Genomic DNA, 13,424 nt, shown 5'->3' with positions numbered 1-13,424 from the left:
CCTCATGAAAGTGTTCCACTTATAGCGCTTATGGCTAAATCAGCTTTGTCATTTTCAACAAGAGTGACGACACCTTTAAATGTATTTGCTGATTGATTAAATTCTACAGATATGCCTAATTGATTAGCTATATCATGAGCAATATCTATGTCGTATCCTTCAAGTTTATTATCTTTATTATGATAAAAGAAAGGTGGGTAATCAACTGAGTTCACAGCGACAATGAGTTTTCCTCTTGAAATAATATGCTTTATATCATTTGGTAATTCTGCTTTAACTTGAAAATGGAAAAAAATAAAAGATAAAAAAAATAGATTATAAAGGAATAAATACTTTTTTTTAAATAATAATTTCATATAAATATTACCTAAAATTAAATTTAAATATTTTATAAGATAATATTAATTTATATTCAAAAATAATTCTTAACTTAACAGCCAAATTTTTGAAAAAGTAATAGAAAATAATTTCCTTATATTAATTTGACAAGTGGTCCTTATAATTCCTCCCTAAGATAGAAATTTGGCATTAAAATTAAAAAAAATGGAATGAAGGGGATAATGTGGCAGTTAAGTATACAGGGCCCCAGAAGGCGGCAATTCTTTTGCTAGCATTTGGCGAAGAAATATCTGCAGAAATTTTTAAACACATGACTGAATTTGAAATCAAGCGCATTGGTAGTGCAATGAGTAGGCTTGGTCGTGTTGATAGTGATGCAATTGATACTGTAATGGAAGAGTTTTATCAAATTCTACAATCAAATAAAAAATACTTTTTAGGAAGTAACGACTTTACAAAACGATTAATTGAGTCTGCTTTTAAAAGTGATCAAGCAAATGCTTTAATTGATGAACTTTCTTTAACATCAAATGTGAATTTAGAGTCTTTAGAATTAATTGATCCAAAGACTTTAGCAAATTTTTTAAGAAGTGAACATCCTCAAACAATGGCGCTTATTTTAGCGCATTTAGATCCCAAAAAATTTGGAGAATGCCTTAAAATTTTACCAGAAAGTTTGCATACAGAATTAATTTTAAGAGTCGCAAGTTTAGAAAGTGTTTCACCAGAAATTATCGATGAAATTGATGATGTCTTAAGAAATGAGATCCAGAGACTTGGAAACGTAACAAGTTCAAAAGTAGGTGGTATTGATCCTATTGTTGAAATGCTAAATCTGATGGATAAAGCAACAGAAGAAAATATTTTAGATAGATTAGAAGAAAGAGATCCCGATTTAGCAGAAAATATCCGTAAATTAATGTTTGTATTTGATGACTTAATTAAAATTGATGATAGAGGAATTCAAACAGTATTGCGTGAAGTTAAACCAGAGCAGTTAAAACTAGCACTAAAGACAGCTTCAGAAGGTGTAAAAGAGTTGATTTACAAAAATATGTCTCAAAAAGCTGCGGAAAATTTAAAAGAAGAAATGACAATTATGGGACCTGCTAAAATATCGGATGTGGAGCAAGCGCAGTTTGCCATTGTTCAAGTTGCTCGCAGATTAAATGATGAAGGCAAAATTGTGATTTCTGCAAGCGGAGAAAATGCTTTAGTTTAATTAATAAAAGAGGTTTTTGTGGGCTCTAGAGTTGGTAAACTTGTCAAAAAATCAAATGAAAAAGTAATGAAAATGCTTGACATGGAAAGTTATCCATGGCTCCATTTCAATGAGCAAAGTATTATTTTTCCAGATAATGTTAAAAAAACTGTTATTTTGGAAAAAATGCATGACCCATTAGAAATTTCTGAAAAAGTTCAAATTGCAAAAGAATTCGAAAAACCTTTTGCTGAAAAATCCAAACCCTTGATTCCAAGAGATATGACTGAAGATTATAAAAAAGGTCAAAGGGAAATGGTAAAGAGAAGAAGAAGATCTATAATGGATGAAGAAGAAGCTATGGCATTAGAGCTAGCTGAAATTGAGCATTCCGAAGAAGTAAAAATAGAAAATAAAAATAAAAAAATGCAACAAAAAAAACAAGTAAATGAGCAGAATAAATTTACAAATTTTAATCCCAATAAATCAGAAGAAGCTAATGTAAATAAAGAAAATATAGAAGAAAAAAGGGATGAAATAAAACCCCAAATGGAACAAAAAACTATTGAAAATATAAATAAGCCAAATGAAATGGATCAAAATCAAATTGAATTGAAATTGAAAGAAGCAAAAGAAGAAGGATACTCAAAAGGTCATTTAGAAGGTTTTGAAAAAGGAGAAAAAGAAGGACGCGAAGAAGGCTTTAAAAAAGGATATGAAGATGGAAATTCAAATGGTTTTCGGACTGGAGAAGAAAGAGGATTGATTGCTTCCGAATCCAAATATGATCGTGCTTTTTCAAATATTTCGGAAGCTGCGGTTCGGATGGATAAATTGAAAATTTCATTAATTGAAGAAGGAAAAGACATTTTTTTAGAATTAGCTAAACTTTGTTGTGAAAGAATTTTACGAGAGCAAATAAAAGTAAGTGATTCCTCATTGATCAAGTTATTTGATGAAGTTTTAAAATCTTTCAGTGCAACTTCTTCCTTATCAATTCAAATGAATCCAAGTGATGCTATAAGAATTAAAAAACATCTTGAATCTCTGAATGATAATTCAAGAATTCAAATAAAAGAAAACAGTGCTCTTGAAATTGGAAGCTTTCAGATAGAAAATGATACAGGAGCTTCCTTAGTGGACATTAAGAAAAATGTTGATTATGTGATTCAAAATATTAAGTCAGAATTGTTTAAAGATATAAATAATGAATCAGAGAAAAATGAAAAAGAAAATTATGAATTAAAAAAGGCAGTTTAATAAATGTTTTCAAATCAAGCATTGTTAAAACTAAAGAAACAAAGAGAGATACATGATTCTCATAGTTCATTTGAAAAATACGGTAAAGTTGTACAAATTGTTGGAACTGTAATTGAAGTTACTTTATCTGATGCCCCCTTGGGAGCCTTAGTTCGTATTTTTAATCGAGAAAAAACGTTCTCAATTGAAGGTGAAATCGTAGGTTTTCGAAAAGAAAAATCATTGGTAGTTCCTTTTTCTGATCCTACTGGAGTTTGTGCCAATTCCCTTGTTCAATGCATAGAACGTGAACAAAAAATAATGGTAGGAGATCATTTAATTGGTAGAATCATTGATGGCTATGGGCGACCCATGACGGGACTAAATTTTTCTGAAAATCAAGGTGTGCCTTATTCGATTGTTCGTGAACCCTTAAATCCTTTGATTCGTAAAAGAATACAAAGTCATTTTGATACCGGAATTCGCTCTATAAATGGATTATTAAGTTTTGGAGAAGGGCAACGAATTGGAATTATGGCTGGATCTGGTGTTGGAAAAAGTGTTCTTATGGGCATGATTTCTCGTTATTCTGATGCTGAAGTAAACGTAATTGCATTAATTGGAGAAAGAGGTCGTGAAGTTAGAGAGTTTCTTGAAGAAAATCTTGGTCCAGAAGGAATGAAAAAAAGTATCGTAGTGGTTTCTACAGGGGATCAATCTCCCTTGAGTAGAGTGAGAGCTGCTCATGTTGGAACAGCAATTGCAGAGTATTTTAGAGAGCAAGGGAAAAAAGTTTTATTACTTATGGATTCTCTTACGCGAGTCGCAATGGCTCAAAGAGAAATCGGATTATCTGTGGGAGAACCACCAACAACGAAAGGATATACACCATCCGTTTTTTCTTTGTTACCTAAATTATTAGAGCGTGCTGGTAATAGCAATTCAAAAGGATCATTAACTGGAATTTATACAGTGTTAGTTGAGGGTGATGATTTTAATGATCCTGTAAGCGATTCTGCAAGAAGTATTTTAGATGGGCATATCAATTTATCTCGATCTCTTGCGGAAAAAAATCATTTTCCAGCTATCGATATTCTTTCCAGTGCAAGTCGTGTTATGATAGATATTACAGACGAAAAACATTTAAAAGAAGTTAGCATATTAAGAGATTTAATGTCAGAATATCAAAAAAATGAGGATTTAATAACAATTGGTGCTTATAACTCCGGTATGAATCCAAAATTAGATAAAGCAATAAAACTTCTTCCTAAAATTGAATCCTTTTTAAAACAAGATCGTTCCATATATTGTAATTATGAAGATTCTCTAAATTTATTACATGAATTAGCTAGAGAGGCAGATGTATGACATTTCATTTTACTCTCCAAAAAATATTAAATTTAAGGGAACAAGAAACTCGTGATGCAGAGCTTAGAGTGGAGTATACAAGAAATATAATTAATGAATTAAAAAAAATGATCAATGAAGAAAGAGATTTTTACTTTTCTGATCGGGAAGAATTAAATAAGAGTGTTCAATTAACTCAAATGCATAAAATATCATTATTTGAAAGATCTTTAACAATAAGACAAGAAAGAATAATGGAACTTTTAGATAATTTAAGAACTTATCAATCCGATTTAGAAGTTTATCAACAAGCATTGATTCAATCGAAAAGAAATCAAAAAATAATTGAAAACCTAAGAGATATAAAGAAAAAAGAATTTTTAGAAAAAGAATCCATTAAAGAACAAGCTCGCCTAGATGAAATTGGAGCTCAAAAATTTTTACGAAATCAACTTCAGGAAAGAGGTGAAGAGTGATTATTTTACTTTTTTTCTTTCCTTTCATTCTATTTAATGGATTTGTTGAAAAGGAAGTTTTTGCGCAAAATCTTCCTGTTATCCCAAGGGGAGAATTAACTGCTACAGAAGCTATGCGGATTCGAGATGAGCTTGAAATTACGAAACAAGATATAGAACAAAAAATCGTTAAATTACAAGAAGCAAAAAAATCTTATGATTTAGCTCGTCTTGATGTAGATTCTAGGCTAAAAAAAATTGAAGAAGAGAAAAGGTTACTTGACGAAACACTTCAAAAAGAGAAAAAACTGAAAGAGGATAGGGTGAAAGAGGCTGTAGAGTTTGTTTCAAAAATGGAACCTCGAAAAGTCGCTCCTGTAATGGATACAATGGATAGAGATCTAGTTATAGCATTATTAAGTAGGTTACCTGCACGTCAGGTAACAAAGCTTCTAGAAAACTCATCACCCGCAAAAGCAACACAATTTTTGGAGTATTATACCCGTATTCGCTCTGGCAGAGAATTTGAAATGCTAAGAGAGCTTGGTTTATGCGCTCCTGCTAAGGAAAAAAATGAAGAAAAAGGAAAATCACCTCCGTAACCAAAATAATGATAGATATTATTATTCTAATTTATCAATTCAACGATTTTTTATAACAACATCTAGGGGATTTGAAGATATTCTGAAAGATGAAATTGAAGAAATTTGTTCTCAGTTTCAAATTAAACATAAAGTTTGGAAAGGCTCTGCGGGGTGCTATTTAGAAGCTCCTTGGGCCGGCTGTATTGCTGTAAATCTTTCCTCCATGTGTGCAAGTCGAGTTTTGCTAGTACTTGCAGAAGACCAAGTCAAAGATGAAAAAGATCTTTATGATTTGTCTCGTTCTCTCGATTGGACTTCTATATTTGATTTAAATTTAACTTTTTCTGTAAATGCTTCTATAAATGATACTTTTGTTCAAAACTCTATGTTTGTGGGCTTAAAAGTAAAAGATGCAATATGTGATTCTTTCCGCGACAAGTTTGGAGAAAGACCAGACGTCAATACAGAAAGACCCGATATTAAAATTTTTGTTCGCCTTTTTCGTGATAAATTAAGCATTTCTGTAGATACAACAGGAGAGCCTCTTTCTCAAAGAGGATATCGCGTAAAAACTGTGGAAGCTCCTTTAAAAGAATCTTTAGCTGCATCTTTATTAAGAATTTCGGGTTGGAATTTATTAGCGAACGGTATTTGGAATTCTTCTGAAGCTGTTTATTTTGAAGATAAAGAAACAAGACTTTTAAAACAACAAGGCATTTCAAGTAAAGCAAAACCTATTCTTATGTCACCTTATTTACTAGACCCAATGTGTGGTTCAGGAACTTTTGTGATAGAAGCCGCTTTAGCTTTGTTACATTGGAAACCCAATGTTCATAGAAATGAATTTTCATTTATGGATTTATGTCCTAATAAAGCAAATGAAATGAAGGTAGCTCTTAAAGAATTAAAAGCAAAAATCATAGCAAATGAAAAACCTATTGCCGATCTTCCAATGAGAATTAAACTTTATTCAGAAAAAAATAATATCACAACATTCCAAGACTCCCTTGCTCCTTTTTTTGGAAGTGATATTTCGGAGAGAAATGTTGAAACTGCAAAAGAATGCGCTATGGAAGCCGGACTTAGCAAATTAATTCATTTTTCCAAAAAAGATGCTTTCCAAAGCAAACCACATGCCTCACAAGGAATTTTAGTAGTAAATCCTCCTTATGGTGAAAGACTTGAAGAAGGTGAAGATCTTTCTCCTATGTACCAATCATTGGGCGACTTATGGAAACAAGAATTTCCACATTGGACAGCTTGGTTGATTACAGGTAGTGAAGATGGACTAAAAAAGGTAGGATTGCGACCAACACGGAGAGTAAATGTGTATAATGGAAACATTCCATGTAAGTATTTACAATATGTGATGTATCCTAGAACCCCAAAAGTTTCTAATTTAGAAGATTAGAAACAAAATCCTTTTAAAAAAGGAGCATAACTTGGTTTCAGATAAATTTTCAGGATATAAAGAATTTCGCGTGATGTATGTCGGTGAAGTTAATTTAATAGAGTCTTTAAAAGTAGACTTTATTAAAGCGGGAGCAAAAAATACGAATTCTGAAAAGCCAAATTCTTTTTCAGTTTCATCCTATTTGCTTCGAAGACTTGCATTAGCTGCAAATTCATTTCCTGGAGCTACAGTCAATTTTTATACCGATGTTCATGAGGTTGCAAAAGAACTTCCTATTTTTGATGCAGATTTAATTATATTAGATGAAAGAACTTTTGCTCAGGATACACCTCATCCTATTCTTTCAAATGAGTTAGATAGAGTGCAATTAAAAATGGAAGAAATGCAAAATGCAGATGTACTTCACACTTCTCAAAGTTTTACGGAACATAAAGAACAACAAAAACCAATAAATTTTGAAAATTTAAGAACAGCAATTGAAACTTTTACACCACGTGGTTTTATTTATACCATGCGTCGTGTCGTTGTTGTGTTACCTAAATTAGCAAGAAAAACAAATCGAGAATTTTATTTAAGTCTTTCAAACGTAAGAGCGGTAATCACAGAGCCATCCGATTCCGTTGAGCTTTTTTTAGCAGCGACAAGACAGCTTTATGATTTTAGACAAAATCATAAGAAAACAAGTATTTGTATATCTGGTGGCGGTCTTGAAGGATATATTTATTCTATTGGTGTTGTGAATGCAATTGATAGTTGTTTGTTAGATAAAGAAACAGGGGATTTTGATATTTTTTGTGGAGTTTCATCTGGGGCAATCATTGCAAGTACATTAGCAGTTGGTGTTCATTCTGATGATCTTGTAAGACAAATATACCGAAAACATACTAGTCTAGAACCTTTAGGTTTGAATACAATATTTGATTTAGCGGGTTCTGAAATCGCTCGTAGAGCATTTGATTTTGTCAGGGCATTTTCTACTTTTGATTCTGGGGAACTTATCAGTCGATTACAAAATTCAGTTCCAACTGGTTTTTTTAAAGGTGAAAAATTAAAAAAGTTTTTTGAAAAACAAATGAAACACTTTGGAATTGAAGATAATATGGCTACGTTAAAAAAAGAGCTTTATATTAACGTAACAGATCAAGATACAGGAGAAAATATTGTATTTGGTGAAGAGCCTTGGAAAGATATTAAAATAAGTCAAGCAATTCGAGCAAGCACGGCATTGCCCCCATTTTATTTACCAGAATTGGTAAAAGGCCATTGGTTTACAGATGGTCAATTAACAAGTGCTTCTGATTTCAATACAGCCATTCGTAAAGGAGCGGCTCTCGTTGTTTATATTGACCCAATGGTACCTTATACGAGTAATTTACCAGGTGCGGTAATGAAACGCGGTGGTTACTTTACCATGGTACAAGCGGTAAAAAGTTTAGTTCAAACAAGATCAAGCTCCATGTTAAAACATTCTATGGATAATAATCCTGATGTAGATTTTGTTATTTTCAAGCCTACAGATGATGTTATGGAAGCTATGGCTGGAAATCCAATGAAATATTATATCCGTACGGAACTAGTTGATTTAGGTTATAGATGTACCATTTCTCAAATTTTATCTTCCTATGATGCCATTGCCCATAAATTTGCAAAACAAGGATTTGCTTTAAAATCTAAGAATATGATTCAATCCCTGCTCAACTGACAATTTTCCTACATAATTTTTTCCTCTAGGTAACATTTGTCACCTTAATCCATTCTTTGTTGTTCCGATATAAACTTTGCATAGGAAAAACAGTGCTTAGAGGTTTCGAAATGACAAATATACGCCTGAAAAAAACAGAATCTGTTAACCGTCAAAAGGAGAATTTAGAAGAGACAAATTCTTCTCACAAAGACGAAAGTTTTCCTGATAGTACATCTGAAGATGATTTAACAAGAAAAAGAAAAATGATTTTAACAGGCATTACGGCTGGCGTTGGAGTAGCTGGTGCAACTGCAGCTGGTCTCCTTTTTTTTGGTCCTTATTCTCCATTTGGGATGAAGTCGCCAGAAAAACAAGATAAGATAGCCTCAGATAAAACAACTCTTGGACCTGTAGCTGAGGATAAATCTAACGTGTTACCACCACCCCCAACTCCAATTGCGGAACCTTCAAAAACTACGGTAGCTACAGCTCCTCAAGTTGTGAAGGAAACAAAAAAAGCTTCTCAACCTGAATTAGCAATTGCACAACCTATTCCCGTATCTCCATTAGTAAAACCAGCAACTCCGAAACCAGTAGAAGAAAAAAAAGTTGCCGTAATTCCTCCTCCTTTTATAAAAACCAATAATGAATCATCAGGTCCAGAGACTTATAATTATGACATTCAAGATGGTGGGCCTGTCCTTGATGTGCCAGTCAAGAAAAAAATTATTGTTTCAAGAGATCCAAATTTTCAAAAGATTTATTTAAATGGAAATTCTAACGTAACAGGTAAATATAGAATTTCTATACCACCACCTGGTGATGTTTATTGGAAAGAAGATGGGAAAGAAGCTCATAAAATTAAAATTAATCCTCCCGAATCAACTGGAATTAGAGCAGATATTCCTGATAAAATGAAACTAAAAGATACGTTAAGTTGGACATCAACAGGAAAAGTTTCATTTTATAGAATTGAAGTTGCAACAGATAATGATTTTTTAAATAGAGTTAAAGTATTTAGTACGGTTAAAAATACTTTTCCTGTTCAAAATATTGGGCAAGGAAAATGGTATATTAAAATTTCAGCTTTAAATTTACAAAGTGGAAGTTGGGATTCAACAAAAACTTTTCCAGTAAATATTGAAGAATCTTTTATAAAACAAGAACCTGTTTTAACTCCTCCTCCCTCAGAGGAAAAGGAGTTAAATTCGGTTAAAGAAACACCAGAGGAACAGCCTCCTTCAGCGGAGGACTCTGTTACAAAACCAACTGAGTTGGTAAATCCTGTTGAAGCAACAGTTCCTGAAAAGCCAGTTTCAAGTTCTGCTGAAGATTAAATTTATTATTCATTTATTCCTAAAACAATCTTTCCTATTGTTTTTTGTGTTTTTAAAAGCTCATGAGATTTTTCTAAACTTACTTCAGTCATAATTCCTAAATCTAATCCAATAGTAGACTTGATTTTGTTTAAATCAACTAATTGAGAAATTTCATTCAATAATTTATGTTGTGAAATCATGTCTTCTGTTTGATATAAAGAATGTGTAAACATAAATTCCCAAGAAAAAGAGACACTTTTCATTTTAAGTAACATCATATCTAATGGATTCACAGGGTCATCTATGGTAACAATCTTCCCAAATGTTTTTATTGAATTTGCCATGTTTATAAAATGGGATTCAAGCCCATTAATACAAAAGATATAATCTACATCGCTCAAACCAATTCTATTTAATTCTGTTAAAAAATCTTTATTGTGATTTATCACATAATCTGCTCCTAAAGATTTTACCCAATTTTCAGATTCAATACGAGAAGCAGTAGCAATCACTATTGAAGATGTTAATGATTTTAAAAGTTGAATCGCAATAGATCCAACACCACCCGCAGCCCCAACAAGTAAAACTTTTTTTGGTTTGTCAGAAATGTTTTTTGAGATTTGAAGTTGTGTAAATAAAGCTTCGTATGCTGTTATTGCTGTTAAAGGCTGTCATTTCCCAAAGACGATTGGACTATTCCCATAGTCATTGAGACTAAATATTTTGATTTTGCCTTACATAGGCTGTTTGAGCTGGTATGGCATTCTATTAAGGAAGTTGAACTCAAAATAATTTATTTATTAACATAAACGGTCTTATTCTAAAATTCTGCTAAATTATTTTTAATACTCTTCTATATTATTTTTTCCCCAACTAAAAAATTTATCAATATCTTCTTCATTAATATAGTTTAAATTTTCATTAATTATATTTATGCGACTTAAATTTCCCACTGGATATTCAAATATTTCTAAAACTTCAATTTCTTCACCTTCAATTTCTATGGTTCCAGAATAAGTATATTCTGCTCCCATTTGTCTTTCTTCGGAATCAATTTGATTAAGCTCTATAAAAACATCTTTCCCTTTATATTCTCCTTTAACATTTGTAGGATTTTTTAATATACCTAAATCTAAATCGATACTTAACTCACTAAAATAACCCATTTGTATCTCCTCTAACCTGGATTTTTTTATTATAGAAATACTTTAAACATCATAAAGTACTATTGAAATAAGGTAACAAAAAATTTGAAAATCGTCAAATTTTACTATTAAGTAATTGATATTATTATATTATATAATTTTGGGTATTTATGCTAAGATGGATGAATCTTCTCTTTTAGCCAATAAAAAGTAGAAAATTCTAATAATCACCAAAACAATTGAATAAAATAGTGCACTTTACTTTTCTTAATTAAAAGTCTCCTCATTACATCATAAACTTATATTAATCTACATATTTAATTTCTTTTTTAGAATATACATTTTTTATTTGATCATCATAAGTTTGATTTTCAAATATTTTTATTTGCTCAAAAATATTTTCACAAAAATCAATTAAATCTTTATAATCTTTTTTTATACTTATTTTTTTTATTGATTTGAAGTTAATAATACAAATTATTTCTCTTATAAAATAAGAAAAAACAGTCCTATAAGCAAATATATTTATTATTTCAGGATTCCAATTTTTCACCTTGCTTGATGCTTTTTCTGTCCTATCACTTTCGCTTTTTCTAAAAAAATTCAGATAACGACTAGGAGCTACCCCATGGAATGATTGAAAATTTACTTTATTTGTAAGTTCATTATCTGAATTAATTAGAACAGCATATCCAAATAAATCTTCAGCTTTACTTTTTGGATAAGGATCTATATAAACAACTCGTTTTACACCAGAAGAAATTATTTTTTTTGTGCAAAGATGACAAGGAAATGTAGTAACATATAAAGTACATCCTTTAATACTTACCCCTCTTCTTGCAGCATCACAAATTGCAGCCTCTTCTGCATGTACAGCTCTGAAAAATTCAATTAAATGACCAACACCAGACTTTTTAAATAAAGCTGTAATGAATTTATCTTTTTCTTTATCATTTACACCTGGAATTTCAATATTATTATTTTTAAATTCAGTTTTAAAATTACTTTTAAACTTTTCTATAATCTGTTTATTAGGATTATAACCAATATTAAAATCTCTATGATCTGGTTTATCTCCATCTTGATAAAAACCTCCGCCAAATTTAGGGACATCGTTAAAACCAGAGGCTACAATTTCTCCATTTTCAGTTGCAATAATTGCACCAATTTGTCTAGATAGATCAGCAGAGCGTCGAGCTTCTGTATAAGCATGAAACATCATAGACTCATCAAAAGATGGCGTTATAAATGGATAACTAAATAGTATTTTAAAAAGTTTTTTAATATCATTTTCTAAGCTTCCAAGATCATCTGAATTTACAAAGTAGTGACCTAAAGGAAAAGTATTTTGAACATCTTGTCCATATTCATTGTCAAGACCATCTGACAAATTCGATTCATTTTGGTCTTTTTTAATAAGAAATTTAACAAAAGATTCTTTATAATTATAAATTTCAGAATTGCAACAATTTTCTCTTGATTCTTCAATATTATAATTCTTTTTTAATAATTCTTTTTCCCTTGCTTCTTCTGATTCATATACTGATATTAGAATAAAATTTCTTCCATATATTTTTCTTAATAAATTAAATTCTTCTGGCTTTTTAAGACTGTCAATAATATATGCTTGACCTTCTGGATTATAATCTTTTTCTTCTTGATTTTTTTGATTCTTATAAAAAGTTCTATGTTTTTTTTATTCTAGAAACGGCCATTATAGCATAAAGTTCTTTTTTTCCAGTTGCCTTTCTTAATTCATTGCATTTATTCATCTTCTTTAAAAGATTATTTAGACTCTTGTTATCATCAGATTCTGTTGAACAATTTGATTCCAAAATTTCATCATGAATTTTAGATAATTTAATTTCTAATACTTGGTAATTGTATTCGTTTATTAAAGCATTTTTAATTATGTTTCTTACTTGTTTAAAATTTGTGCCAATCCCACCTGTAAGGCCAATAACTAATTCAGGTTTAGTATCTAATTCTTTATTTTCACAACCAGACATATTACCTCCAGATAAAGATTATTTGAAGTATTCGGTTTTATTAATCAGTATTTAAGTATGGGTAAAATTCCTCTGCTTTACTCACCCAAAAGACAAGATGAATTAAAAAGTTAAAAAGTACATATAAATAGCATTATATGTACTTTTTTCCTTAATTTTTGTACGTTATATGTACTTTCTTACGGAATGCTAACTTGGGGGGGGGGGGGTAAAAGTGCATATAATGATCAAAAATTCGGAACGGACCTTTGAATCTTATTTTCCAGATTTTGAATTGGAACTTTTGAAAACCGATCGTTCTGTGCACACGGTCAAGAACTACCTTTGTGATTTGCATCTTTTTAAAGCGTGGGTTCATAAAATGTTTCCTGCTGCTAAAATTAACGAAATTGATGCTTTCACTCTCCAACGTTATCGTGGATATTTAGACCAAACAGAAAAGCGAGCTGCTTCCACTATCAATCGTCGAATTCAAAGTCTCAGGCGATTTTTTAGCTGGGCTCTCAAGAGCAGGCACGTTGAGATTGATCCTACCACAGAATTGAAGCTAAAAAGCGTGCAGGTGTCCTCCCAATAAGTGATTTTTACAAAGCATAAATCCAGAATTAAATCTCCTTTTGAGGAGGAGATTTAAATGGAGATGGAAAATAGACTTTTAAAATTGTCAGAGCAAGTTGCTTTTGAAAGA

General features: G+C 31.1%; 14 protein-coding genes. 9 read left to right on the top strand and 5 right to left on the bottom strand.

The window, feature by feature from the left end; translation table 11 throughout:
• Positions 1–2: 2 nt before the first annotated feature.
• Complete coding sequence (locus ACIQ56_RS02270) at positions 3–356, bottom strand: transporter substrate-binding domain-containing protein (protein WP_397599462.1); 354 nt, start codon at positions 354–356, stop codon at positions 3–5.
• A gap of 206 nt (positions 357–562) precedes the next feature.
• Here ACIQ56_RS02270 and fliG point away from each other — a divergent pair, with 206 nt between their 5' ends.
• The 8 genes from fliG to ACIQ56_RS02230 all read left to right on the top strand — a co-directional run bounded on the left by fliG (position 563) and on the right by ACIQ56_RS02230 (position 9,600).
• The gene (gene fliG, locus ACIQ56_RS02265) at positions 563–1,561 is read left to right on the top strand and encodes a flagellar motor switch protein FliG (RefSeq protein WP_397599461.1); all 999 of its coding nucleotides are present in this window, start codon (positions 563–565) and stop codon (positions 1,559–1,561) included.
• 18 nt (positions 1,562–1,579) lie between these two features.
• Positions 1,580–2,800, top strand: coding sequence for a FliH/SctL family protein (locus tag ACIQ56_RS02260; protein ID WP_397599460.1), 1,221 nt, complete (start codon positions 1,580–1,582; stop codon positions 2,798–2,800).
• A gap of 3 nt (positions 2,801–2,803) precedes the next feature.
• Positions 2,804–4,147: a FliI/YscN family ATPase gene (locus ACIQ56_RS02255; protein ID WP_397599459.1), complete on the top strand. Its 1,344-nt coding sequence runs from the start codon at positions 2,804–2,806 to the stop codon at positions 4,145–4,147.
• Positions 4,144–4,602, top strand: coding sequence for a flagellar export protein FliJ (gene fliJ, locus ACIQ56_RS02250; protein WP_397599458.1), 459 nt, complete (start codon positions 4,144–4,146; stop codon positions 4,600–4,602). The genes ACIQ56_RS02255 and fliJ overlap by 4 nt, the downstream gene beginning before the upstream one ends.
• Positions 4,599–5,183, top strand: coding sequence for a MotE family protein (locus tag ACIQ56_RS02245; RefSeq protein ID WP_397599457.1), 585 nt, complete (start codon positions 4,599–4,601; stop codon positions 5,181–5,183). Before fliJ ends, ACIQ56_RS02245 begins: the two co-directional genes overlap by 4 nt.
• The gene (locus ACIQ56_RS02240; RefSeq protein ID WP_397599456.1) at positions 5,155–6,576 is read left to right on the top strand and encodes a class I SAM-dependent RNA methyltransferase; all 1,422 of its coding nucleotides are present in this window, start codon (positions 5,155–5,157) and stop codon (positions 6,574–6,576) included. Before ACIQ56_RS02245 ends, ACIQ56_RS02240 begins: the two co-directional genes overlap by 29 nt.
• Before the next feature lie 31 nt (positions 6,577–6,607).
• Entirely contained in the window at positions 6,608–8,281 is a 1,674-nt protein-coding gene (locus tag ACIQ56_RS02235; protein ID WP_397599455.1) for a patatin-like phospholipase family protein, read from the top strand.
• Between the two features lie 110 nt (positions 8,282–8,391).
• Positions 8,392–9,600 carry a hypothetical protein gene (locus ACIQ56_RS02230; RefSeq protein WP_397599454.1) on the top strand — a complete coding sequence of 403 codons (1,209 nt, stop codon included), beginning with the start codon at positions 8,392–8,394 and terminating at the stop codon, positions 9,598–9,600.
• Positions 9,601–9,605: 5 nt separating this feature from the next.
• Here ACIQ56_RS02230 and ACIQ56_RS02225 read toward each other — a convergent pair whose 3' ends face one another.
• The 4 genes from ACIQ56_RS02225 to ACIQ56_RS02210 all read right to left on the bottom strand — a co-directional run bounded on the left by ACIQ56_RS02225 (position 9,606) and on the right by ACIQ56_RS02210 (position 12,736).
• Positions 9,606–10,133, bottom strand: coding sequence for a zinc-binding dehydrogenase (locus ACIQ56_RS02225; protein WP_397599474.1), 528 nt, complete (start codon positions 10,131–10,133; stop codon positions 9,606–9,608).
• Between the two features lie 291 nt (positions 10,134–10,424).
• Positions 10,425–10,748, bottom strand: a complete 324-nt coding sequence (locus ACIQ56_RS02220) for a hypothetical protein (RefSeq protein ID WP_397599453.1) — start codon at positions 10,746–10,748, stop codon at positions 10,425–10,427.
• Positions 10,749–11,031: 283 nt separating this feature from the next.
• On the bottom strand, positions 11,032–12,117 hold the full coding sequence (locus tag ACIQ56_RS02215) for a deaminase (RefSeq protein ID WP_397599452.1): 1,086 nt from the start codon (positions 12,115–12,117) through the stop codon (positions 11,032–11,034).
• A gap of 295 nt (positions 12,118–12,412) precedes the next feature.
• Positions 12,413–12,736: a hypothetical protein gene (locus ACIQ56_RS02210; RefSeq protein ID WP_397599451.1), complete on the bottom strand. Its 324-nt coding sequence runs from the start codon at positions 12,734–12,736 to the stop codon at positions 12,413–12,415.
• A 223-nt stretch (positions 12,737–12,959) separates the two neighbouring features.
• On the opposite strand from ACIQ56_RS02210, the gene ACIQ56_RS02205 reads away from it, so the two are divergent.
• Positions 12,960–13,313: a site-specific integrase gene (locus ACIQ56_RS02205; protein ID WP_397599450.1), complete on the top strand. Its 354-nt coding sequence runs from the start codon at positions 12,960–12,962 to the stop codon at positions 13,311–13,313.
• Positions 13,314–13,424: the final 111 nt, after the last annotated feature.

It is taken from the genome of Silvanigrella sp., from assembly GCF_044369315.1.
In the GTDB taxonomy this organism is placed as follows: Bacteria; Bdellovibrionota_B; Oligoflexia; order Silvanigrellales; family Silvanigrellaceae; genus Silvanigrella.
Note: the sequence above shows the minus strand (reverse complement) of the source record. Positions and strands in the feature narration are given on the sequence as shown.

What these genes read in the sequence shown, in the direction of transcription:
- ACIQ56_RS02255 (WP_397599459.1), top strand. Translation starts at nt 2,804, where the DNA reads ATGTTTTCAAATCAAGCATTGTTAAAACTAAAGAAACAAAGAGAGATA.
- ACIQ56_RS02230 (WP_397599454.1), top strand. Translation starts at nt 8,392, where the DNA reads ATGACAAATATACGCCTGAAAAAAACAGAATCTGTTAACCGTCAAAAG.
- ACIQ56_RS02270 (WP_397599462.1), bottom strand. Translation starts at nt 356, where the DNA reads ATGAAATTATTATTTAAAAAAAAGTATTTATTCCTTTATAATCTATTT.
- ACIQ56_RS02240 (WP_397599456.1), top strand. Translation starts at nt 5,155, where the DNA reads ATGAAGAAAAAGGAAAATCACCTCCGTAACCAAAATAATGATAGATAT.
- ACIQ56_RS02210 (WP_397599451.1), bottom strand. Translation starts at nt 12,736, where the DNA reads ATGTCTGGTTGTGAAAATAAAGAATTAGATACTAAACCTGAATTAGTT.
- fliJ (WP_397599458.1), top strand. Translation starts at nt 4,144, where the DNA reads ATGACATTTCATTTTACTCTCCAAAAAATATTAAATTTAAGGGAACAA.
- ACIQ56_RS02205 (WP_397599450.1), top strand. Translation starts at nt 12,960, where the DNA reads ATGATCAAAAATTCGGAACGGACCTTTGAATCTTATTTTCCAGATTTT.
- ACIQ56_RS02220 (WP_397599453.1), bottom strand. Translation starts at nt 10,748, where the DNA reads ATGGGTTATTTTAGTGAGTTAAGTATCGATTTAGATTTAGGTATATTA.